Origin of the sequence: Johnsonella ignava ATCC 51276 (assembly GCF_000235445.1) — a bacterium.
Lineage (GTDB): Bacteria > Bacillota > Clostridia > Lachnospirales > Lachnospiraceae > Johnsonella > Johnsonella ignava.
Map to the genome: position 1 here is coordinate 66473 of NZ_JH378831.1, position 24648 is coordinate 91120.

Genomic DNA, 24648 nt, shown 5'->3' on the forward strand with positions numbered 1-24648 from the left:
ACTTTAAACATCAAAAATGCAGTTATTCTCTCATAAATCTGCTTAAAAACTCCTTTGTTACAAAACTTTTAGGATTGTAAAATATTTCTGAAACACTGCCCTCCTCCTCTATAACACCATCTGCCATAAATACAACATGGCTTGAAACATCTCTTGCAAAAGCCATCTCATGAGTAACTATAATCATTGTAAGCCCTTCTTTTGCAAGTCTTTTCATAACATCAAGCACTTCACCGACCATCTGCGGATCAAGTGCGGAAGTCGGCTCATCAAAAAGTAAAAGTACAGGCTCCATGGAAAGGGCTCTCGCTATTGCAACCCTCTGCTTTTGTCCTCCTGAAAGTTGTCTTGGTTTTGCATTTATATAAGGCAGCATACCGACTTTTTCAAGGTAATATAAAGCTTTCTTGCGAGCTTCCTCGGCAGACTTTTTAAGAACCTTTGTCTGACCGACGGTACAGTTTTCAATTACATTCATATTGTTAAAAAGATTAAAATTTTGAAACACCATACCGACCTGCGCCCTATATGCGGCAGGATCTCCGTTTTTATCCATTATATCCCTGTCTTTAAACAGTATACTCCCGGTAGTAGGTGTCTCAAGCAGATTTATACACCTTAAAAGTGTGGACTTGCCTGAACCGGATGCTCCTATAATACAGGTAACATCGCCTTTTTTTACGGTAAAATCAATATCCTTAAGTACCGCATTTTTTCCGAAAGTCTTACTTAGATGGCTTATTTTAAGAAGTACATCTCTGTTTTCCATTATTTATCCTCCTTATTATTCTTAGGATCCGGAAATCGCACCATACCGCTTGTATAAGCAAGAGTATCGGTTGTAGCAAGATCGTAGCTGTCAGGTCCATCCATCCTGTTTTCAAAGACTCTTAAAATTCTTGAACATGTAAAAGTAAGTATAAAATAAATAACCATGGTGATTGTAAAAGCTTCAAAATAAGTATAGTAAGTACCTGCAACTCCCTTGCTTGCAAAAAACAGCTCTACTATGCCTATAATTGAAAGCACGCAGGTATCCTTTATATTAATTATAAGGTTATTGCCTATCTGCGGCATTATATTTCTAAGCGCCTGTGGGAGTATAACATAAATCATAGTCTGTACATGTGTCATGCCTATGGCTTTTGCACCTTCCTCCTGTCCCGGATCTATCGACAAAACACCTCCTCTTACAGTTTCTGCCATATAAGCACCTGTATTAATAGAAACTATAAAGTATGCTGCAAACATCATTGACATATTTATATTAAAAAGTGCAGATGAACCATAATATATAAACATTGCCTGAACCATCATAGGAGTTCCACGAAAAATCTCAACATATGCATTTAATAAAAAGCTTACTATTGAATAAAGAATCCTTTTTACAAGACTGTCATTTTTAGAAACCGGTATGGTTTGTACCACGCCTACAGCAAAGCCTATAATACATCCAAATATAGTGCCTACTAAAGCTATATTCATAGTCTGCAGGGCACCGTTAAAAAAACTCATCCCATATCTCGACAACAGGTAAATAATCCGTCCAAAAAAATCCTGGGGCATATGTTCACAATCCCTTCTTGTAATATTATTAATAATGGTGCATAGCATCAACCATGCACCAATTTAAATTTTAAATACTTATATTTATTGATTTAAACACCAAGAGGCTGTACCTTTATTGCCTCATCCATCATCTTTTCAAATTCAGTTTTATCCATCTTGTCAAGTACTGAATTAATTGAATCTTTAAGCTCAGTATTTCCCTTTTTAAGTGAAATTCCTATATTCACCTCTTCTTCAGAAACCTTATAGTCATTCTCAGCATCTCCTTCAAAATCAAGCAGTTTGAAATCAGGATGAGCTACAAGTGCAGCCTTCGCAGTAGGCATATCTGTAATCACCGCATCACATTTTCCGCTATCAAGTGCTACAAGTGCGGCAGGTGATGAATCCTGTGCCGTAAGTATATTAGCATCAGGGATCTGTTTTGCACATATATCATACCATATAGTATTTTGTTGTGCTGTTACTGAAGCACCCTTAAGATCTGCAAGACTTTTTGCATCTGCAAATTTACCGTCTTTTTTTACAAGTGTAACAACTGAAGCATAATAATAAGGACTTGTAAAATCTACACTCTTTAATCTCTCTGAAGTAATTGACTGACCTGCTATAACGCAATCAACCTGACCTGACTGTACCGCCGGTACAAGTGCATCCCAATCCAGCCTTGTTATCTCAATCTCGTATCCAAGCTCTTTACCTATATGCTTAGCCATCATTACATCATATCCGTAAGCATATTCATTCTGTCCGTTTGATATTTTAATAGCACCGTTTGAATTATCCGGCTGACTCCAGTTATAAGGTGCATAACTGCATTCCATTGCAACTTTAAGCACTTTAGTACCTGAAGCCTGTGATGATTCCCCGGTACTTTCTTTTCCGGTCTGTCCACACGCTCCTATCATTAACATAATTCCCGCAATCCCTGCTACCGCAACTAGGTTTAAAATTTTTTTCATCTTTAATCTCCTCTTTTTATAAATATTGATGTAGGTGTCAAAAGTATTTGACACCTATTTATAAAGAAAAAACAGCCTTGAATAAAAGCCGTTTTTCCATAATACTCATTATACAATTAATTTTATAAAGCAGCAATGCCTTTTACACAAAGAAATTCTATTTATACTGTAAATATCACAGAAACAATATAACTAGCTTCCATATTTAAATCCGAATTTCAACTCTGCTCTGTGTTCTGCCTCCCGACTTCCTATAAAAGCCATTTCAATTCTTGCGCCAAGACTTCTCAATTTTTCATCAAATCTTTCATACCCTCTCTGTATAAAGTGGATATCCCAAATTGTACTGTAACCTTTCGCCTTAAGTGCCGCAAGCACAAGTGCCGCACCTGCTCTAAGATCAGGTGCAAAAAGCCCTGCTCCCGTAATCGAATCAACACCTGATATAAAAGCCGCATCACCCCTTACTTTTATATCAACGCCCATTTTCATAAGCTCGTCAATATACAAAAATCTGTTTTCAAAAATCTTTTCTTCAACCACACTTGCTCCTGAAGCAACCGAAAGAAGTGTAGTAAACTGTGGCTGCATATCAGTAGGAAATCCCGGATATGGCATAGTTGTGATGTCAGATGCCAAAAGTTTCTTTCCTGCTCTAACCCTTATATAGTCATCTCTTGTAATAATATCACAGCCCATCTCAATAAGCTTTTGAGAAACCGGTTCCATGTGCTTCGGTATAACATTTGTAACTGTTATATCTCCGCCCGTTATAGCAGAAGCACACATAAATGTACCTGTTTCTATCTGATCAGGGATCACTGTATATTCACTGCCATGAAGCTTTTCAACACCGTTGATTCTTATCTCATCGGTTCCGGCACCTCTTACATCCGCTCCCATTGAATTCAGAAAATTAGCTATATCAACCACATGCGGCTCTTTTGCAACATTTCTGAGCACAGTCCTTCCTTCAGCCAATACAGCGGCAAGCATAGTATTTATCGTAGCACCTACTGATACTGTATCAAATGATATAGTATTTCCTATCAGAGCTATAGCATGAGCCTTAAGTATGCCGTTTGAAATCTCAGTTTTTGCCTGAAGCCCTTTAAAGCCTTTCAGATGCTGGTCTATTGGACGTGTACCTATACAGCATCCACCCGGTAATCTGACCTCTGCACTTTGAAATCTGCCTAAAAGAGCACCTATAAGATAATAAGAGGCTCTCATCTTTGACAGACTCGCATCATTTGCAACTACTGAATATATGTCTTTAGCATTTATCCTTACACTGTGTCTGCTAACTCTATGAACTCCAACCCCTAAGGAAGCAATCTCCTCAAGCATAATGTTTATATCCGAAACATCCGGAATATTATCAATAAAAACCGATTCTTCTGTCATAATGGCGGCAGCCAAAATGCCAAGTGCGGCATTTTTAGAGCCACTGACTGCAACTGTTCCACTTAAGGGATATCCCCCTTTAATTGAATAGCAATGCATATTCAAAATCTCCTTCTGGATTTTTTTTGGGTTTATTAAGAGTGATTATAACATAATATTAATAAAACGTAAAGAATTATGTAAAACTTTTCTAATATTTTTTTATCAAATAGCCGCAGATTACAAATACAGCTCTCTAAAAGCCTGATATACAGGATATCTAATGCCTCCATTATATCATAATATTTTTAGCATATCAAATTTATACCGCTATTTATATACAAATAAGCTTAAGCTATGGACAAGAAACATTACCAATACTATAATAACACACAGAACAGGCAGGAATCCTGCTGTAATAATTGTGTTTATTATTGAAAGGATTAATAATGGATTTTATTAAAAACAATTTTAAAGGAATATTTCTATGTCTTGCCATAGCCGCTCCATCATGGCTTATAGGCAAAAGTTATCCTGTAGTTGGAGGTGCTGTAACGGCAATGGCGGCAGGCATGATAATATCCGCATTTAATGCAGTAGACCCACAGACAGGTAATGGTGTAAAATTCGTATCAAAAAAAGTTCTGCAATGGGCTGTTATATTACTCGGCTTCGGTCTTAATCTAAATGTAATTTTTAAAACAGGAATGCAATCTCTGCCTATAATAGTATGCACTATAGGTATATCACTTATAACTGCATTTCTGCTGCATAAATTTCTAAAAATTGAAGCAAATACCGCAACTCTTATAGGCGTAGGTTCTTCAATATGCGGCGGTTCCGCCATAGCGGCAGCTGCACCTGTAATCGATGCCGATGACCGTGAGGTTGCACAGGCAATATCAGTTATATTCTTTTTTAATGTAATAGCAGCCGTACTCTTTCCTATTCTCGGCAAAAGTATAGGTCTTAATCATACAAATGGCGAAGCATTCGGTATATTCGCAGGCACCGCAGTAAATGATACATCATCAGTTACTGCAGCCGCTTCAACATGGGACAGTATGTGGTCGCTGGGTACTGCTACTCTTGACAAGGCTGTAATAGTAAAGCTTACAAGAACTCTTGCGATTATACCTATAGTAATTGCCCTTACTTATATAAGGCTTAAGAAAATCACTAAAGCACGGGAAGAAGAGACAAAAGAACATGCAGATATAGACCTTAAAAAGATATTTCCAGTTTTTATACTTTATTTTATGGCTGCCTCGCTAATCACCACCCTTGCCCCATGGATTGGTATCCCGAAAGAATTTTTTACTCCTTTTAAAGAGCTGAGCAAGTTCCTTATAGTTATGGCAATGGCTGCAATAGGGCTGAATTCCGATATAGTAAAGCTCATTAAAACAGGAGGAAAGTCAATTATACTTGGTATGGGCTGCTGGAGTGCCATAACGGCTGTAAGCCTTATAATGCAAAAAATAATGGGGCTGTGGTAATAAAAAGCCCCATTATTTTTATGTTTTTATTCCCAGAAGCATGAAAAATCATTATAGCTGCCGTTAAACATAATCTCAGCCTGATTTAAAGGAATTTTTTTAGTATCACCGGCATTTATATCATATACATATACACTGTTTCTGTCATATCCGTAAATTAAAAGCGGTGCACCGCCATCTGAATATCCAAGTACATAAAGGTTTTTGTTTAAAAAATAAAAACTCTGTCTTAAACTTATACCCATAAGCGAAGTAAGCGTATCGTCCATACGTGCCTGCATAAAATCCTCAGCCCTGGTAGCCGGAACCTTAAGCATCTTGTAACCCAATACAGCCGCTCTTGCATAAAATATATTTCCTCGAATATTTACCCTGCCCATGCCCGCATATGCCACCTGTATAGCCCGGTCGGGATTTTCATGGCTTGACACCATATCTCCATGAACATAGGCATTATATCTGTATTCCTGTTCATTCTGGTCTATATCAATATTTTTTGTGGTTTCATAACTTATATTCTCCGGAACCTCAAGTTTTTTTATCTTTTCTCCATTTACAAAATCCGATTCAGTAAAAAACACCCTGCCCTTATCTTCAGAACTGTAATAACCTATGCCTTTTATATCATCTGAAACAATATCGGTATTGCTTACTATCGTATCATCTGCTATAAAATTAAAACTCGTATCCCCGTTTTTATTTAAAAGCTTAAGATGTACCCTTCCGCCTTCAACTCTTACATCACTTATAAAATTTCCTACTCTCTCATAATGTTCCTGGACTTCAAGTAAATCATTTATTATCTCAATCGCATTATAGGGAGTAACTGTCTTTTTATCATTTATAATCCATGAAATATTTTCATCAGATATAGCCAGTACAAGGTCTGAATCTATAAAGCCCTTTGTACTTAAAAGTTTGCCCTGTTCGGCTTTTATCTCCTGTTTAGTACCTGTATCAAAATTCATAAAATTAATTATGCCTGAACCGTCCCTATCCTGTTTTACCTGCCACGCAAACCTGCTTTCAAGCGGACTTATACTGTAACAACCGTCCCTCAGTCCTTCAGCAACAACAATTGAACTGCCTCCCTCAGGATCTATCGAATATACTACAGATCCTATCTTCATATAAAGATTATTATTTCCTCCAAGATATGCAAGTGTAAGCACATCTTCTCTTATCTCTCCATATGTTTTATTAACCGGGATAAAGAAATTTTCAACTATTATATTTTTCTGAGGGTCATATCTGTTATAAATTATGCCTGTTTCACCCTCATGTTTTCCCCTGTTTATATAGCCATAAACCAGAAAGTCAACACTGCCGTTATCTCCGGTTTTTAATATTTTAATGTCATTTCTGTCATAGGCGCTCCTAAGACCTGAGTCTACACCGCTCCTAAATGAATAAAGCTTAACAGCAGACGGATTAATTACAGTTTTTGTGCCGCTTTCATCAGCAGTCCCTCTGTCTATAAGTATAAGATCACGGTTTGATACAAATGCTCTGAATCTTTCATCAGGACTTGAAAGCCCTGAGATTTTACCTGCTCCATTTATACCAAGCTCTATCTTTTCTGCATTAAATAGCTGTGTATCACCTAAAAACACCTCACTCATAGTTCTGGTATAGTCCATCATATAAAGACGTTCAGGACCTACACGCATTATAAAGCTTTCACTTATTTCATAAAGCTCTGCCTGCTTATTGTCATTTTTACTCCCTGCACTAAATGTAATCTTAAGTTCTCCCATATATCCGTCATAAGAACACAGCCGTATGTCTTTAACCCCTATAGGCCTTAGATTAAGCTTTCTGTAAGTCAACTGTTCATAGCTGCTTTTTAAATTCACAAGGCCCAGATTTGTATTATCACCGGTATCATCCGACTCAAGATAAGTAGCATTTTCCCTTGCAGCATCGTAATCAAAATTTCTATCGGAAAATGATGCGGCAAGTTCCACCATTTTTATAAGCTCCTCCTGCTGACATTTCATAATTGCAGTATAGTAATGTACATCACCTTTATTTTCAGTTACAAGAGTAAGATCAAGCCGGTACTGCCTCCATTCACTTAAATAATTTCCTATAGGCAGTTCAAAATCAATTCCGTTTTCATTTTCAGAATTTTCAAAATCATTTATACTTCCTCTGTCAATAAGCTCCGAAAGATCTGCACTCCTAATCTCATATTTTATACCTGTTATTGTTATAGAACCATCTCTTATAAAGAGTTTAAGCCTGCTGTCTTCAGGTACGCTTGTAAGCGTATCATAAGCAACATCCGGTCCCGGATCATTTAAAAAGCCCCTCATACAGTTCATATGCCTTTGAGCCATCTCAACCCATACTACCGGCAAAGACGGTTCTTCTATACTTGTATATACAGGTCCCCCTTTAGTGCCTTTTTGCACAAGCATTATAAAATAGCTTACTAAAGCCACAATAAATACTATACCCAGTATAACAAATTTATTTTTTAATAAGTTTAAAAACTTCATAAAAGCTCCTTAAATGCCTGAATACTGATATATAATTTATTTCTATACTATATATATAAAGCTCCTATACCATCAGAGTATAGGAGTTTTATATATAAAAACCGTAAAAATAAATTTAGGTTCTGCTATTTTTCAGGCTTTTCAACCTCAACTACGGCATCCTTTCTCATGGGTATGCGGCAGTTTTTATTGTTTCCAAATTCGACTATAATCATATCTTCGGTTATATCAATTATAATACCGTAAAAGCCTGCTGTAGTACATACTGAATCTCCTATCTCAAGACTTGAAAGCAATTCTTTTTTTCTTTCCTGTTCTTTTTTCTGAGGTCTATAAGACATAAAGTACATTAATGCTCCGAAGCCTACAATATAAACTATAAGTATACCTATATTGACTCCACCGTTAGCAGCTGCAGTTAACAGCATATTAAAATCCTCCTGAAATATTTATTTATCATTCTATGACAGTTTTGTAAATTTATATTTTATCCTGTCTGTCATACATGCTTTTAAGCTTAACCCTCTTATACTCCTTAAAATCTCCATATCTTATCGCATCCCTAATCTCAGACATCATTTTATTATAAAAATACAGATTATGCAATACACAAAGGCGCATACCAAGCATCTCACCTGCTTTAAGCAGATGTCTTATATACGCTCTTGAATGTGCACGGCATGCCATGCAGCCACAACCGTCTTCTATAGGAGCTTCATCAAGCTCATATTTTTTATTAAATAAATTAAGCTTGCCTGAATCAGTATAAACATGTCCATGTCTGCCATTTCTGCTTGGATAAACACAGTCAAAAAAATCAATTCCTCGCTCTACTGCCTCAAGTATATTTGCAGGCGTACCGACTCCCATAAGATATGTGGGCTTATCATAGGGCAGATACGGAACCACCGCATCAAGTATATTATACATCTCTTCATGGCTTTCACCGACTGCAAGTCCTCCTATCGCATAGCCATCAAGATTCATCTGAGATATCTCTTTTGCATGCCTTATCCTTATATCTTCAAATATACCGCCTTGATTTATACCAAAAAGCAATTGATTTTTATTAATTGTATTTTCCAGTTTATTAAGGCAGTCTATCTTATCTTTACAGCGTACAAGCCATCTGCTTGTACGCTGTACCGACTGCTCTATATATTCCCTTTCTGAAAGAGCTCCCGGACATTCATCAAATGCCATGGCTATGGTTGAAGCAAGATTTGACTGTATCTGCATACTTTCTTCAGGACCCATAAATATCTTCCTGCCGTCAATATGTGAGTTAAAATATACTCCCTCTTCCTTAATCTTTCTTAGTCCTGCAAGTGAAAATACCTGAAAACCTCCCGAATCGGTAAGTATAGGTCTGTCCCAATTCATAAACCTGTGGAGACCGCCAAGTTTTTTTACTATTTCATCACCCGGACGTACATGGAGATGATAGGTGTTTGAAAGCTGAACCTGAGTTTTTATATCTCTTAAATCTTCTGTAGAAACAGCACCTTTTATAGCAGCAACAGTACCTACATTCATAAATACAGGAGTTTCCACCTCTCCATGTACAGTTTTCATATGTGCCGACTTTGCATTTCCCTGCTTTGCAATCACTTTATAAATCATATATTATTGTTTATACTAGTCCTTTATTAAAATCTATACTATATTTATTAAAAACCATAGCATTTTTTAAAATCAGAATTTAGATTATACTTCTTACTTCTTCTTTTTCTTCTTTTTGCCTTTATTAAAATTCCCTGAAGCCTTTTGGGCAGTTTTCTTTTGTTCAGAATCTTCTTTAACTGAAGTTTCTTTAACTAAGGTTTTCTCAAGAGAGTCTTCATTGGCAGTGCCGTTTTCGTCATTCGCCATATCGGTATCATCATTATATGAAATATCAGTATCTTTGTTGCTGGTTGACGAATCCTTCGCATTTACAACTTTATCAAGATATAACTTATCTATATCAGGTTTATTGCCTGTGCCATCCGAAATATCGTTATCTATATCTCTATTATCAGCTTTAGCCTTGGATTTTTTGCCTGATTTTGATTTTCCGCTACTGCTATTGCTGCTCAAACTCTGATTTTCAGAAACTGATTTTACAGATGTGCCAGCCCCTGTTTTATTTGTATATTCAATCATTATATACCAGAATGCACCTGCCAGACAGACTGATGAGTATGTTCCGCAGACTATACCTACCATAATCGGTAGTGCAAACTCTCTTATTGAGGATACACCCAAAAGATAAAGTATAAATATAGTAATAAAAGTTGTCAGTGAAGAATTTATACTTCTTGAAAGAGTCTGTGTAACACTTAAATTTACTATTTCTTTTCTATCAAGCTTTCTTGAGAAACTTTTAAGATTTTCCCTTATTCTGTCAAAAATAACTATAGTAGCATTAATAGAATAACCCACTATGGTCAATATACAGGCTATAAAGGTTGAACCCAGACTCCATTTTGCCACTGCATAAAATGTGATTACAACAAGCACATCATGCATAAGAGCGGCAACGGAACTTAATGCAAACCTTATGTCGCTGAATCTGAACCATATATATATAAGCATAAGCAGTGTTGCTACAAGAGTTGCTACTATTGCATCCTTTTTCATTTCATTACTTACGGTGGCAGAAATACTCTCGGCGGTTATTTTATCAGTATCTACATTAAAATTAGACTTAAGTGCTTCATTAAGCTGCTCTCTCTCTTCAACATTAAGCGTCCTTGTCTTAATTATAACCTCAGTTGAATCTTTCACTTTCTGAGTCTGTATATCCGCATCATTTGTTACGGAACTTACTACCGGAACTACTTTGCTTGATATGTCTTCAAGCGACATATCTTCATTAAAAGTAACATTTGTTGATGTGCCGCCTTTAAAATCTATACTATAATTAAACTTCTTTCCGGTAGCGGCATCATTCATAAACATAGCAATAAAACCTACTGCTATAACAAATGCCGAAACTGCTATAAATATATATTTTTTTGAAAGAAAATCAATTATCTTTGCATCTTTTTTGCTTCCGTAATATTTTGCATTAGATGCACCGATATTATAAAAGCCATCCATTACACTTCTGGTTACAAATATAGCAGTAAACATTGAGAGTATAATTCCAAGTCCAAGTGTTGAGGCAAAGCCCTTCACAGTTCCTGTTCCCATAACAAAAAGAACTGCTGCTGCTATAAGTGTTGTTATATTGCCGTCTATTATAGCTGAAAGAGCCTTATTATAGCCGGATTTAATAGAAGCATCAACTGCCTTCCCGCTTCCTATCTCCTCTTTTATCCTTGCAAATATAACCACATTGGCATCAACTGCCATGCCTATAGACAGTATAATACCTGCAATTCCGGGTAATGTAAGAGTTATCTCAAAAGCCGCAAGAAGGCATATAATAACTTCAACATAAATTGCAAGTGCTATAACTGCGGCACATCCCGGCAAAAGATATCCTGCAATCATAAAAAGTGCTACTGCTGCAAATCCTATTGCCGCAGCTTTTAAGCTTGTTGCTATCGCATCCTGTCCAAGCTTTGCACCTACCACATTACTTCTAAGTTCCTCAAGTTCAAGTGAAAGTGAACCTATACGTATAGTTGAAGCAAGATTTTCAGCCTCTTCATGATTTTCCATACCGTCTATGGTACATTTACCATCTGTTATTGCAGCCCTTACAACAGGAGATGAGACCACGCTGCCGTCATATACTATACTTATCCTCTGGTTTAAAAACTTCGCAGTTGCATCTGCAAATGCCTTTTTCCCTTCATCTTTAAAAGATAATTCAACCAGATATTTTCTCTGCCCCGTATTCTGGTCAACAGTTGATGCCGCCTGTGCGGCTTCAACCATATCTCCGGTTAAAATCACAGTATTGTCAGGACCTACAAAGCTTAAAGAGCCGGGTTTTCCCAATTGCTCAAGTATAGCATTTGCATTTGACACCCCCGGTATATCTATATTAATCCTGTTTTTTCCTTCCCTGTACACCTCGGCTTCAGTTGATACCGTCTGCACTCTCTTTTGCAGTTTGTATATAGTATCATTCATATCGCCATCACTGGGATTTTCCTCAACTGCCTGATAAGTTATACTTACACCGCCCGCAAGATCAAGTCCAAGCTTAATCTGTCCCATGCTCATATATGACAGATAAGCAAATGCCGCAAGTGCTGCAAATACAACTAACAACTTTAAAAAGCCTTTTCTTTTATTGCTTCTCATATAATATATTTCTCCTTTTTAATCGGCTAAAGCCGCTTTTATCATAATAGCACATTCAATACGTTTTTTCTGAAGTTCACACCCAAGATCGTAGGTATCAGTCAGTGAACCGTGGAAACTATATGAATTTGCAGCACAGCCTCCGCTGCAGTAAAACCTTGCGAAGCACTCCCTGCATTTAGGTTTTGCATATACATTACACATTTTAAACTCATCGCTTATATCCTGCCTTATAAGCCCCCTGTCAACATCTCCCAGCAAAAATTCTTCTCTCCCTACAAACTGGTGGCATGGATAGAAGTCTCCCCACGGGGTAACTGCAAGATATTCAGTACCTGCCCCGCAACCTGAAAGCTTTTTAGCTACACAGGGACCATGTGTCAAATCTATATTAAAATGAAAGAAATTAAATCCCTTCCCCTCTTTTTTTCTCTTTAAATATTCCTTAGCCAGATTGTCATATTCTTCCATAATCCTGGGTAAATCATCAGGCTTTATAGTATAGCTCTCATTTTCATCTCCTACAACAGGCTCCATGCTTGTCTGTTTAAATCCAAGTTCTGCAAAATGCAGGACATCATTTGAAAAATCAAGATTATTTCTTGTATAGGTTCCCCTTATAAAATAATCCTTTGTACCTCTGCTTTTTACAAATTTCTTGTACTTAGGCACTATTATATCATAGCTTCCGCTTCTAACCCCCGCCCTTTGGCCTCTTGCCGGGCGCATAGCATCATTAATTTCCTTTCGTCCGTCAAGACTTAATACCACATTACTCATCTCACGGTTGCAAAAATCTATAACCTCATCATTTATAAGCACTCCATTTGTAGTAAGCGTAAACCTGAATTTTTTATCATTATCTTCTTCAAGCGAACGTCCATATGCCACAAGTTTCTTTACAACATGCCAGTTCATAAGCGGTTCTCCGCCAAAAAAATCCACTTCAAGATTGCGTCTTTTGCCTGAATTTGCCACAAGAAAATCAAGAGCCTTTTTACCAACTTCATAGCTCATCAGAGCTCTTCTCCCGTGATATTCTCCTTCATCTGCAAAGCAATACCTGCATGCCAGATTGCAGTCATGTGCCACATGCAGGCACAATGCTTTTACAACCGTCTTTCTTGCTTTAAAATCTTTTATATACAACTCATAAATATCCTTTGTAAAAAGTTCCTCCATATTTATAAGTTCCTGTATATCGCTTAATGCCTCATATATATCCTCAGCATCGTATCCCATTGCTTTAAGTCCTGCACCTATTTCAGTCCTTATATTATCACTTATTTCAACAGGCTTTTCTATCTCTCCTATAAGGGGCTCAGCTAAAGCAACAGCATCATACATAAGTTTATCTGTTACATGCACTGAACCTGAATTTACATCAAGTATTATATAATATCCGTTATTTATATACTGGTGAATCAATTTCTACCTCTCCATTACAACACAACAACCCCTACAATCATCAAATATGACCGTAGGGGATATGCTTGTTAAAACACCTTACTTATCTATTTGCATTCTCACAGGTCTGATTTCCTACAGTACAGGAAGTCTTGCAGGCAGACTGACATGAGGTCTGGCATTCTCCACAGCCGCCCCTTTTCATACTTTCCTTAAGCGGCTTGTCATTTAATGTTTTTACATGTTTCATTATCTATTACCTCCCTTCCCCAGAGTGTATTTTTCGTTGGGATTGTAGCATATTTCATATGTTTTTACAAGCTGATTTATAAAATCCGTCCAATTAAGATAATAATTAATTACAAATTTAAATCCTGCTTATTTAAATCTCTATACTTCTCTTATGTCAAATATCTGTCAAAACGCTTTACATTTAAAGTTTTTTTTGATACAATATCTTTAATTCCTATCAATATGGTATAGATTAAAGAATGGAGAACTGTTTTATGAAAATTTCGACCAAAGGACGTTACGCCTTACGGATGATGATAGAATTTGGGCTTAACTCCACAAATACTACAAAAATAAACCAGGTTGCAAAGAATCAGCAAATTTCAGAAAAATATCTTGAACAAATAGCCTCAACCCTTATAAAAGGAAAATTTATAAAAAGCATAAGAGGAGCACAGGGAGGATATATACTTGCAAAAGATCCGAAAGAATATACTGTAGGTGATATACTTCGCCTCACTGAAGGCAGCCTGGCACCTGTGTATTGCCTTGAATCAAATTCTGAACCATGTTGGCAAAATAATGCCTGTGTTTCAAAGAAAGTATTTAAATCAATTGAAGATGCCATAAATAACGTAGTTGACAATATAACACTTTATGACCTGATTGAAGAAGAAAAACTTATACGCAGTACAAATTTAAAAGATAGTAATCCTAATAATCTCGATATTCCCAAAAATCCAATTTCAGATCATAATACAATTTCAGAAGATATAAATAAATCTGACAGTGCTATGACTAAAATATAAAAAACATAAAAATGCCCTCCTTACCGGTTTCTCCGGTAAGGAGGGTAAATATAGTTTTAAAACTTGCTTTTTTTATGTTTTTTATTAATCAGCTGCAAACACTGCTGCAAAACCTTTTTTATCTTGCAATCCTCAAAACCGCATTCAATATTAAATAGCTTAAGGTACTGTAGACATTTAATTTTACACTTTTATTGATTTTATAAAAGCCGCTACTGTGATGAATCATCTCCATCAATTGAAACATTGCCTGCCACCGCATCATCATATTCAAATATCGCAAGACTTAAATCAAGCTCTGCCGACTTAAGTTCCGCCTTTTTCTGAGTAAAAGTAAGTCCTTCACCTATATACTGCACCTGTGATATAGTACCTACTTTAAGCTTTGTATCAGCAGCATTCCTATTTAACTGTGCTCCCTCATATGCAACCTTAGCAGCTTCATAAGCTGTTTTTGCCGAAAGCACCTTGTTATAAAGTTCATGAAGTTTTACTTTAAGCTTATCCTCCTGCTCCTGTACTGTAAGCACTTTTGCATTATAGCTTCCAAGCGATTTTTTGCTTTTTGTATTTCTTCCTTCTATAAGTATATAATTATTGCCTATCGCCTTCACTATGTCAGTATCAGGATTCATCTGGTCAATATGTGAAATATCCGGCTGTGGTATATCTCCTATCACAGGCATGGCATCAGGCTGCCATCCACAAAACATTATAAGGTTTCGCCTAAGCTGCTCCTTAGTTGCAGAAAGCTTAGTAAGCTGTGCCTGTGCGGACTCAACCTCAGACTGGGCTTTTTTATAATCTGCATTTATAGAAATACCTGCCTTAAACATGGCCTCACTGGCTGCCATAAGACTTTTATTAAGCTTTACAAGTTCATTTAATGTTTCTTCCTGAGTTTCTATATTTTTATAAGAAATCATAACATTTTTTACTGCACTTGACATCTGATGCCTTGCTTTATTAATCGATTTATTGCCTTCGCTTATAGGTTTTGCAAGACTTTCTCTGCTTTTATTCATATTTTTTATCATAGCATTAAAAGCTGAGATCTGAGCTTTATACATATAATAACTTTCCAAATCATTGCTTTCCTTAGCCAGGTCGGCAAGTTCATCCATAGTCATCCTTGCAGCCCTTAGCTCATTTATATTTGTAAGTATATCATATGAAGCTTTATTATAATTATCAACTGCAAAGGAAACACTCGGATTAAAATTTTTAACAAGTTCATCTATTTCATCATAGTTTAAATTATTATCCATGAGAGCCGCCCATGCTTCTTCACTATAACCGTTTAATTGTGCCTGTGTCTTTTGTGTTTCAGCCGGTTCCCTTGCACTTTCTATGTAAGCATAGACTCTCTGCGGCACATACATGGAAAGTATAGGAGTTAATGCTGTAATAAGTATTACAACACTGACACTTTTCTTAAAATATTTTACATTAATCATAACATACTCCTATGAAGTCGCCTTTGCAAGTCCGTTTATTGTCCATTCATAAGCTGAAATTGCTGTCTGGAGGGCATAAACTGACTGTTTATATGCAATCTCGGCATTTATCGTATCATTTTCCTGCTTTTTTAAATCTATAAGACTTATTGCGCCAAGTGAGTATCTTTTCTTTGCTGTTTCAAGATTTGATTTTTGCAGCTGAGAATTTGTATTTGCGTAAGTATAAGCATCCCTTGCAGTAATTACATTCTGGTATGCTTCAGTAACTGAAGAAGCTATATTTGACTTATTACTTGATATTGCATTATTCTGTGTATCTTTCTGTGTCTGTGATGAAGCATTGGCAAGCTTTCTCTCATTTACCTTTAAGGTATAATTGTTGGCAAGCGCTTTCTCAAGATCAGCGGTAGGATTCATGGCATCAATCCTGCTTAAGTCAAGTTCAGGAATTTCACCAAACTCAGGTTCTGCATTATATGCCCAACCGCAGCTTATAATAAGCTTCTGTTTTACCGTGTTTACTGCAGATTGTGCATCAGTTTCCGCCTGTTCACCCTTTATAAGTGCTTCCTGTGCATCAAGTACCTCCACCTGTGTTGCGGCACCTGCAGCAAGCTTTGCTTTTACAGTTTCAAGCTTAGACTTTGCAAATTCCTTATCAGCCTTTGCCTTTTCAACTGTAAGCTGTTTGCTGAAATAACTTAAAAAATTGTTCTGTGCAAGCTGTACAAGCTGCATTTCCGTATTTTCATAATTAAGCCTGTAAATCTCAGCATCCTCAAGCGTATCATCAGCACTTTTTAAAAGGTTGTCAGCCTGCACCTTTGACTGCTGAGCGGTCGCACGCTGTGAAGCATAGCTTGGACTGTCCGGATCTCCCTCATCTATATCCTTTAATATATCTTCTGCCATCTTCTTATAGGCATCTGATACTTCAGAGTTTTTAATTCCGTAATCTTTTTTAAATCTAAAAAATTTAATCTGATTATCCTGTACGGTAGGGTTATATTCCTTTATAAGTCCCGCTATTTCACCATATTCAAGCTTATTATCCCTTAATTTTTGCCATTCTTCATCAGTCCTTGCAAATGGCGGGCTTACAGCATAGGCTATATTTGCAGCAGCTGCAGCTGTTGTAAATATAAATGCAAAAGCTGCAACAAGTTTATACTTTTTCAAAATAATACCTCCTTTATTGTATAATTATCACCCTATATCCCATTTCCTGAATACACAGGAATATCTCTCAAACTTTATATGTCCCATGTGTAATGTTACAACTATTATTTTTATATGTAAATAAACTAAACCTTAAAAAAACTTTACACTTCTTTTATACATTCCTAAAGATATTATTTAGGGAAAAATATTTCTGATTAAATCATAGTTTCCTTAGATTTTTTAAGTTCTATACCCTTATTTTCTATACTTTTTCGTATCCCAAGCATCTTAGAGTCGGTTGAAGCTATTACATCAGCACATTCTTTAAGCTGTCTGCCTATTTCACTTGAATAATCGAATACACTTTTATATTTAAGCTGATGTTCAAGACTTGCCCAAAAATCCATAGCCATAGTGCGTATCTGCACTTCAACCCTCATAGACTGTTTTTTATCTGAAAAAAATACCGGGATTTCTATAATCATATGATACGATCTATATCCGTTTTCTTTAGGATTTTTTATATAATCCTTTATAGCTACAACCTTTATATCATCCTGTCTTACAAGCATATCTGCAACTTCATATATATCATCAAGAAATGAGCATATTACACGAATTCCTGCTACATCGTCAAGATTATTTATCATAGACTCAAGTGTGATTTGAAATCCTTTTCTGTTTAATTTTTCCACTATGCTCATAGGCTTTTTTACTCTTGATTTTATAAGCTCTATAGGATTTCTTTTATTTCTTACCGACAACTCATCATTTAATACTTCAAGTTTAGTCTTTACTTCTCTTATGGCACATGTATACATCATCATTATTTCCTGAAACTGCTGTGCAAAATTAACCATGTCTTCAGGAACCTGCACAAGATCAGGAACCTGCACTATCGAGCTGTCAAGTTCACTATTAGGATTGTTATTAATCTGCATACCTTCTCCTTTTATGATCATTCGGCAAAAGCCGACACCTATATCCTGAAACCGTTAGGCGACATATAATTTATTTATCTTTAAGAATATCTATAATACGCCTTGCCGGTTCATCAAACCACGGTGCTTCAAAAAACTCTATCTCACCGCTGTCAACCGCCTTTGCAACCTCAGGTGTTATGGGAAGCTTTGCCAGAACATTTAATCCGTGCTTGGCTGCAACCGTTTCAATATGACTCTCTCCATATATATAATGTTTTGTATTACAGTTGCCACATACAAAATAACTCATATTTTCAATTATTCCAAGCACCGGTATATTCATCTTTTCAGCCATATTAAGAGCCTTTTCAACTATCATTGCTACCAGCTCCTGCGGACTTGTTACAATGATTATGCCGTCAACCGGCAGAGACTGAAACACTGTAAGCGGCACATCTCCCGTTCCCGGAGGCATATCAACATACATAAAATCAATATCATCCCATACCGTCTCACCCCAAAACTGCTTTACAACTCCCGCTATTATAGGTCCTCTCCATATTACCGGGTCTCTATCATTTTCAAGTATAAGATTTGTGCTTATAATATCTATACCTGTAGCAGTTGTCATGGGTATCATCAGTTTATCCTGATTCACACCTACTCTTCCTGAAAGTCCAAATGCCTTGGGAATTGAAGGACCTGTTATATCTGCATCAAGTATAGCGGTTTTATAACCTGCATTACGGGTCTTTACAGCCATCATTGATGTTACCAATGATTTTCCAACTCCTCCCTTACCGCTCACTATACCTATAACTTTCTTTACGGAGCTTCCGGCACTGAGCTTTGCTCTGAAGTCCACAGGTGCAGAATTTCCCGCTGCCTTCGAGCAGCCACTGCAACCTGTCTTATTTTGTTCGCTCATATTATAAAATCTCCTTTAATTTTACTTTAACTGTTTTGTTTTACAATATTATGATGCAGGGGACAAAAGATAATAAATTCCCTTACAAGCAGGCTTGCATCGAATTTTTATACTTTTGACACTTGTATCATATTATATATTTTAAATATAAAAATATAATGAATTTGTTTAAAAAAACTGTCTAAGGTAATAAACCTTTTGACAGTCTTATTATAGCTTATATCAGTAAGGATAGCAATGCTTATGTCAGTTATATCTAAGTCATTGAACACACCTTATACAGTTGATACGGCTCTAAAATATTAATCTTTAAATCTACTGAGTATACTGAGATTATATTAAAATATATAAAATTTAATTGAAATTAAATCCATGTGATAATTAATAAAATATATTGTTTATAATTAAAATTTATTTAATCCGCTTTATCTCTCGGTATTTTTTGCTTTATTTATGGCTTCAAGTTTTTTTACAGAACGCATCCTTGTCTTAATATAAGTCATTGCAGGTTCAAGCATAAAAAATACCAGGGTATTTACAGGAAGCATAATCATATTTTTTATAAAGCGACTGGATATAAGAACTGTAAATTTACCATAGCCCATATATTCCATAAGTGCAGTATTTATAAAAAGATTGCACAGAACCATTACTATGATATTTGCAACCAGAACTCTCTTAATCGTAAGCTTCTTATTGTAGAATGCAACTCCGTATATAAACCCGGCAAGCATCTCATTAATTGTAAATCCTATAAAAAATGTTCCTGATGACGGATTCATCATATATCCGACTATATCCATAACAAATGCTGTTCCGATACTTACAGCCGGACCCAGCAGATAACCTATGCAGCGCTTTGCCACACTGCCAAGACCAAGTTTCATATACCTGGGCAATATAGGCAACATACCGGTAACCGTAGTTATAACTATGCCAAGTGCACATAACATACCGGCAAGCACAAGATTTTCAAGTACAAAAAATCTTGAAGCGGATTCCTTAAAATTTTCTTTAAATTCGTCAAACATATAAAAATACCTCCTTTCGCAGATGATACAAGCCCTCTTATAAATCACTTTATGTACAAACATAAAATTGATACCTGCATAATTTTAATATTTATACAACAAAGCCCTATATAAAACCGCCTGTTTACAATCGTATCACGACAGAAGGTATTACTGAACTGCCTTACAGCGGGATGCGACTTAGACACCGCGTCGTTTGACTTCGTTTGCCTGACAACTCCCTGTCCAGACAACACTTAACGCGTCCTCGTCTACTCTGCATTTAATTATTTTCCTAAAAATAGTAACATAAATTACAGCACAATACAAGTATAAAATACCATTTATAAAAATATCCTGCTAAATTTATAATCAGTTTTCATTTCTGCATACACCGCTTTTTATAGCTGCTTTCTTTACCGCAGATGCCACATCATAAGCAACATTTTTATCAAGTGCGGAAGGTATTATATAATCTGCTCTTAATTTTTTATCATCTATAGTCCCGGCTATGGCATAAGCTGCTGCAAGCTTCATCTCCTTATTTATACTTTTTGCACCAACATCAAGTGCACCTCTAAATATACCAGGAAAAGCAAGAACATTATTTATCTGATTCGGCATATCGCTTCTGCCTGTACCTACTACTGCCGCTCCTGCCTTAATCGCCCTTTCATAGCTTATTTCAGGATTTGGATTTGCCATTGCAAATATTACCGGAGACGGCGCCATACTTCCAATCATTCTTTCCGAAAGTACATCTGCCACTGAAACACCTATAAATACATCTGATTCTTTTAAAGCATCTTCAAGATTTCCGTCAAGGCCTCTTTTATTTGTAATCTTACACAGCAGTCTTTTATGTTCTGTAAGCCCGGTTCTTTTTTCAGATATTATTCCCCCTTCATCACATGCAGTTATATCATTTACACCTGCATCAATCAGCATCCTGATTATTGCAGTTCCGGCACTCCCCGGACCGTTAAGTACAACTCTGATTTTTGCTATATCCTTTTTTACAAATTTAAGTGCATTTATAAGAGCCGCCAGCACAACTATTGCAGTACCGTGCTGGTCATCATGAAACACAGGTATGTCAAGCTTTTCATCCAGAATTTTTTCTATATAAAAACATTTAGGTGAGGCTATATCTTCAAGATTTATTCCGCCAAAACATGGTGCTATATTCTCGACAATTTTTATAATCTCATCAGGATTTTTTGTATCAAGACATATTGGAAATGCATCAACATCCGCAAATTCTTTAAATAATACTGCCTTACCTTCCATCACGGGTATTGCCGCAAGTGCTCCTATGTCTCCAAGCCCAAGTACAGCACTGCCATCTGAAACTACTGCTACAAGATTTGATTTTGCAGTATATCTCCATACCGCACTTTTATCTTTATATATCTCCACACATGGAGCTGCTACTCCGGGAGTATATGCAGTACTTAAATCCTGCCCGGTCTTTATATGAATTTTCGAGTCAACTGCCAATTTTCCTTTATTAGCCTCATGCAGCTTTAAAGCTTCCGTGCCAAAATCCATCTTTATTTTCCCTCTTTCTATAATTTTATATGCGGTTTACAGGCAAAAGCTCATAGCTTATATAAACCTCATCACCGGCTTCATAATGTCTGCCGTTATTTAATATCACCGATCTGATTATTCCGTCAGGAGTATCAAATATGATTTCAATAAAAGCTCCTAAAAAATTTATTTCTTTTATTAATGCGGCTCTAACTGTTTTTTTATTAGTTTCAGAGTTAAAACTTTCTTCTATTTCCTGTTTTATTATATCATCAGCACTATTTTTCTTATGAGTTATATTGTGCTTTTTATCTTTATAATAATGTCCATTTTCTGAAATATACTTTTTCTTTTCACTTTTGCACTGTTTAATTCCTATTATTTCAACCATTTCAGGACGTACATAATACTCTCCGAATATATTTGATTTTCCTATAAATTCAAGCACTTTTTTGTTTTCAGGTTTTTCATACAATGCTTCAGGTGTCGAATTTTGTATTATCCTTCCTTTGTCAAGCAATACAACTCTGTCAGCCATACCGAAAGCTTCTTCCTGGTCATGGGTTACAAATATCATGCTAACATTAAATTTTTTCTGAAGATTTATAATCTCTCTTCGCATATCAACACGCAGCTTGGCATCAAGATTTCCCAGAGGCTCATCAAGAAGAAGCAGACCGGGACGTACTATAAGACTTCTTGCAAGTGCAACTCTCTGCTGCTGTCCGCCTGAAATATTTGCAACATATTTCTTTTCATAGCCTTTAAGCCCTACCGTTTCAAGCATATCCGTTCCCATTTTCTGCCGGCTTTTTCTGCTTATCTTTGCACCGCTGTTATCTCTTTTAAATTTAAGACCATATATTACATTATCAAGCACATTCATATGAGGAAAAAGTGCATATGACTGAAATACTGTAGATATATTCCGCTCTTCAGGCGGCAGTGTACTTATCTCTCTACCGTCAAGAACTATGCTTCCGCCATCAATATCACAAAAACCTCCCACAGCCTTAAGTACAGTACTTTTACCGCTGCCTGAGGCTCCTAAAATACACAAGAGCTCACCCTTTTTAAGTTCCAGATTTATCTCAGAAAGAACTGTTCTTCCATCATAGCTTTTTCTTAAATCTCTTATGCTTAAAAATGGTTCAGTCATATATACACTGTCTTTTGCGCTTTCTATATTCATAAATATTAAATTGAATTCCTTTTTATTTTTGACTTTTTAATATAAACAGTTACACAGGCTTGTTTATATTAACTTATAAGCACTACATGCCGTTTTAACACAGCTCTATATAATACAATTGTCATATTTGCAGCAGGATTTATGATGAATGTGATGTAATAAACATGTAACTGCCATTTATCACTATACATATAATTATAATCCAAAGTGCAAGCACTGAACCTATATTATATTTTCCGCTCTGTATAACATCAAACATGACAAGTGTAAGCACCTTATGCCCGGGATGTATAAGAAATATTATAGAGCCTATTGTAGTCATGGTTGAAGTAAATGCATTTATAAATGAAAGTCCCAGCTGTCTGCGGCTTAAAGGCAATATAACATCAAGTATTTCATTGTGCCTGCCGCCGCCAAGATCTCTTACTGCATTTACAGCCTCAATATTAATACCCTCCATAGCCGCATTGCCTATCTTTGTGGAAAACGGCAGCTGTTTAAATATTACATTTAATACTACTATTGCCGCAGTTCCTGTTATCATAAGAGGAGGTTGTCTAAAAGCCAGCAGATATCCCAGACCGAAAAAAGTTCCAGGTATTACATATGGAAGTGTAGCTGCCAAATCAATCCAGAAAAAAAACTTTATTTTCCTTATCTGCATATAATATCCTATTAAAAGCCCCATAATACTACCACAAGATGCCGCTATAACACTGTAAATTATACTTCTTAGTGTAGTCTGATTTATATAAGGCAAAGTTTCTTCTATATTTTCAAGCGTAATTACAAGACTTCCTTTTTTCATTCTGGTAAATGCTGAAAATATTATAGATATATATTGCATACTTATCCATAATAAAAAAAATAGTGCAATAGCTTTTATACAATTATACACTATTCCTTTTCCTACAATTTTTGAATTTGATGTCTCAATACCATGTGATGTTATACCAAGATTTTTCAAATTTTTATGGTATGGTACAAAAACAGCTGCCGCCGGCAATATTAACAGCAGATTTACAGCTGCCGCCCTTGGCAGGTTTCCCTGTGCTATAACCGCCAGATAGCTTTCAAGTGCAAGCACATTGTACTTTCCTCCTATAATTGCAGGAGTTCCAAAATCAGATATACTTCTTAAAAATGTAAGAAGTGCAGAAGCCTTTATTCCCGGCAGCATATTCGGCAATATAATATCACATATTATATCATTCGTCTTTGCACCAAGACTTTTGGCACTGTCAATCATATATCCCGGAATAGATTTTAATACACCGTAAAGCAAAAGCGAACATAGGGAAAAATCACTTAATGCCTGCATAAGTACTATACCTGTAAGCCCGTAGGGCTGTACTGAAAGATGTAAAAGCCTGTAGCTTATAAGACCCCTTCTGCCGAAAAGATTTATATAGCTTAGTGCAGTTACAAAAGGAGGGCTTATCATAGTGATACCCAGAATCATAAGCCAAAATTTCTGTAATCTTTCAGAGCATATAAAGATATACACAGAAACACATATGCCGGCAGTAAGTGTCAATGCCGTTGTCAATATGCCCAGCCTTAAAGAGTTGAATAAAAGTGTTTTATTATCAAAAAGACTTTTTATATATCTCAGGTCAAATTTATTTTCATAATAAAATGCCTCTGCAAGTATATTAAAAAACGGCACCATAATAAATATAACAATCCCTGTCGCAAGTATTGACATTATTATTATATCTATAATCTGATACCGTTTTTTATGTTTCATAAATATTCCCGCCTTTTATTTACATGTATCACATATAAATCAATCTATCATTTTTAAGATTGTGAGTTGATTTAATTATGCA

At 36.1% G+C, this 24648-nt stretch carries 20 protein-coding genes and 1 riboswitch; of the genes, 2 read left to right on the forward strand and 18 right to left on the reverse strand.

The window, feature by feature from the left end; translation table 11 throughout:
* Positions 1–22: 22 nt before the first annotated feature.
* The 4 genes from HMPREF9333_RS04770 to murA all read right to left on the reverse strand — a co-directional run bounded on the left by HMPREF9333_RS04770 (position 23) and on the right by murA (position 4037).
* A complete protein-coding gene (locus HMPREF9333_RS04770) occupies positions 23–769 on the reverse strand; it encodes an amino acid ABC transporter ATP-binding protein (RefSeq protein ID WP_005540227.1) in 747 nt (248 codons plus the stop codon).
* Positions 769–1566: an amino acid ABC transporter permease gene (locus tag HMPREF9333_RS04775; RefSeq protein WP_040882301.1), complete on the reverse strand. Its 798-nt coding sequence runs from the start codon at positions 1564–1566 to the stop codon at positions 769–771. The genes HMPREF9333_RS04770 and HMPREF9333_RS04775 overlap by 1 nt, the downstream gene beginning before the upstream one ends.
* A 92-nt stretch (positions 1567–1658) precedes the next feature.
* Positions 1659–2531, reverse strand: coding sequence for a transporter substrate-binding domain-containing protein (locus HMPREF9333_RS04780; protein WP_040882302.1), 873 nt, complete (start codon positions 2529–2531; stop codon positions 1659–1661).
* Positions 2532–2723: 192 nt separating this feature from the next.
* Positions 2724–4037, reverse strand: coding sequence for a UDP-N-acetylglucosamine 1-carboxyvinyltransferase (murA, locus tag HMPREF9333_RS04785; protein ID WP_005540232.1), 1314 nt, complete (start codon positions 4035–4037; stop codon positions 2724–2726).
* A 329-nt stretch (positions 4038–4366) separates the two neighbouring features.
* On the opposite strand from murA, the gene HMPREF9333_RS04795 reads away from it, so the two are divergent.
* Positions 4367–5416, forward strand: a complete 1050-nt coding sequence (locus HMPREF9333_RS04795) for a YeiH family protein (RefSeq protein ID WP_005540233.1) — start codon at positions 4367–4369, stop codon at positions 5414–5416.
* A gap of 26 nt (positions 5417–5442) precedes the next feature.
* Here HMPREF9333_RS04795 and HMPREF9333_RS04800 read toward each other — a convergent pair whose 3' ends face one another.
* The 6 genes from HMPREF9333_RS04800 to scfA form a co-directional block, all read right to left on the reverse strand.
* Positions 5443–7920: a hypothetical protein gene (locus tag HMPREF9333_RS04800; RefSeq protein ID WP_005540235.1), complete on the reverse strand. Its 2478-nt coding sequence runs from the start codon at positions 7918–7920 to the stop codon at positions 5443–5445.
* Positions 7921–8045: 125 nt separating this feature from the next.
* Positions 8046–8348, reverse strand: coding sequence for a preprotein translocase subunit YajC (yajC, locus tag HMPREF9333_RS04805; RefSeq protein ID WP_005540237.1), 303 nt, complete (start codon positions 8346–8348; stop codon positions 8046–8048).
* Positions 8349–8400: 52 nt separating this feature from the next.
* On the reverse strand, positions 8401–9543 hold the full coding sequence (gene tgt, locus HMPREF9333_RS04810; protein ID WP_005540239.1) for a tRNA guanosine(34) transglycosylase Tgt: 1143 nt from the start codon (positions 9541–9543) through the stop codon (positions 8401–8403).
* Positions 9544–9636: 93 nt separating this feature from the next.
* Complete coding sequence (locus HMPREF9333_RS04815) at positions 9637–12162, reverse strand: protein translocase subunit SecDF (protein ID WP_005540241.1); 2526 nt, start codon at positions 12160–12162, stop codon at positions 9637–9639.
* Between the two features lie 18 nt (positions 12163–12180).
* Entirely contained in the window at positions 12181–13590 is a 1410-nt protein-coding gene (gene scfB, locus HMPREF9333_RS04820) for a thioether cross-link-forming SCIFF peptide maturase (protein ID WP_005540243.1), read from the reverse strand.
* 82 nt (positions 13591–13672) lie between these two features.
* Positions 13673–13819: a six-cysteine ranthipeptide SCIFF gene (scfA, locus tag HMPREF9333_RS04825; protein ID WP_005540245.1), complete on the reverse strand. Its 147-nt coding sequence runs from the start codon at positions 13817–13819 to the stop codon at positions 13673–13675.
* 256 nt (positions 13820–14075) lie between these two features.
* Here scfA and HMPREF9333_RS04830 point away from each other — a divergent pair, with 256 nt between their 5' ends.
* The gene (locus tag HMPREF9333_RS04830) at positions 14076–14609 is read left to right on the forward strand and encodes an RrF2 family transcriptional regulator (RefSeq protein WP_083816580.1); all 534 of its coding nucleotides are present in this window, start codon (positions 14076–14078) and stop codon (positions 14607–14609) included.
* Between the two features lie 212 nt (positions 14610–14821).
* Here the strand turns inward: HMPREF9333_RS04830 and HMPREF9333_RS04835 are convergent, their stop codons facing one another.
* The 8 genes from HMPREF9333_RS04835 to HMPREF9333_RS04870 all read right to left on the reverse strand — a co-directional run bounded on the left by HMPREF9333_RS04835 (position 14822) and on the right by HMPREF9333_RS04870 (position 24566).
* Positions 14822–16066: a TolC family protein gene (locus tag HMPREF9333_RS04835; protein ID WP_005540247.1), complete on the reverse strand. Its 1245-nt coding sequence runs from the start codon at positions 16064–16066 to the stop codon at positions 14822–14824.
* 9 nt (positions 16067–16075) lie between these two features.
* On the reverse strand, positions 16076–17248 hold the full coding sequence (locus HMPREF9333_RS04840) for a TolC family protein (RefSeq protein WP_005540248.1): 1173 nt from the start codon (positions 17246–17248) through the stop codon (positions 16076–16078).
* A gap of 197 nt (positions 17249–17445) precedes the next feature.
* Positions 17446–18171 carry a GTP pyrophosphokinase gene (locus HMPREF9333_RS04845; protein ID WP_005540249.1) on the reverse strand — a complete coding sequence of 242 codons (726 nt, stop codon included), beginning with the start codon at positions 18169–18171 and terminating at the stop codon, positions 17446–17448.
* Positions 18172–18241: 70 nt separating this feature from the next.
* Positions 18242–19081: an Mrp/NBP35 family ATP-binding protein gene (locus tag HMPREF9333_RS04850; protein WP_005540250.1), complete on the reverse strand. Its 840-nt coding sequence runs from the start codon at positions 19079–19081 to the stop codon at positions 18242–18244.
* 425 nt (positions 19082–19506) lie between these two features.
* Positions 19507–20112 carry a folate family ECF transporter S component gene (locus HMPREF9333_RS04855; protein WP_005540251.1) on the reverse strand — a complete coding sequence of 202 codons (606 nt, stop codon included), beginning with the start codon at positions 20110–20112 and terminating at the stop codon, positions 19507–19509.
* A 164-nt stretch (positions 20113–20276) separates the two neighbouring features.
* A riboswitch (THF riboswitch) is annotated at positions 20277–20373 on the reverse strand.
* Positions 20374–20463: 90 nt separating this feature from the next.
* A complete protein-coding gene (locus HMPREF9333_RS04860; RefSeq protein WP_005540252.1) occupies positions 20464–21642 on the reverse strand; it encodes an NAD(P)-dependent malic enzyme in 1179 nt (392 codons plus the stop codon).
* 25 nt (positions 21643–21667) lie between these two features.
* Complete coding sequence (locus HMPREF9333_RS04865; protein WP_005540253.1) at positions 21668–22816, reverse strand: ABC transporter ATP-binding protein; 1149 nt, start codon at positions 22814–22816, stop codon at positions 21668–21670.
* A 139-nt stretch (positions 22817–22955) separates the two neighbouring features.
* Positions 22956–24566, reverse strand: coding sequence for an ABC transporter permease (locus tag HMPREF9333_RS04870; protein ID WP_005540254.1), 1611 nt, complete (start codon positions 24564–24566; stop codon positions 22956–22958).
* Positions 24567–24648: the final 82 nt, after the last annotated feature.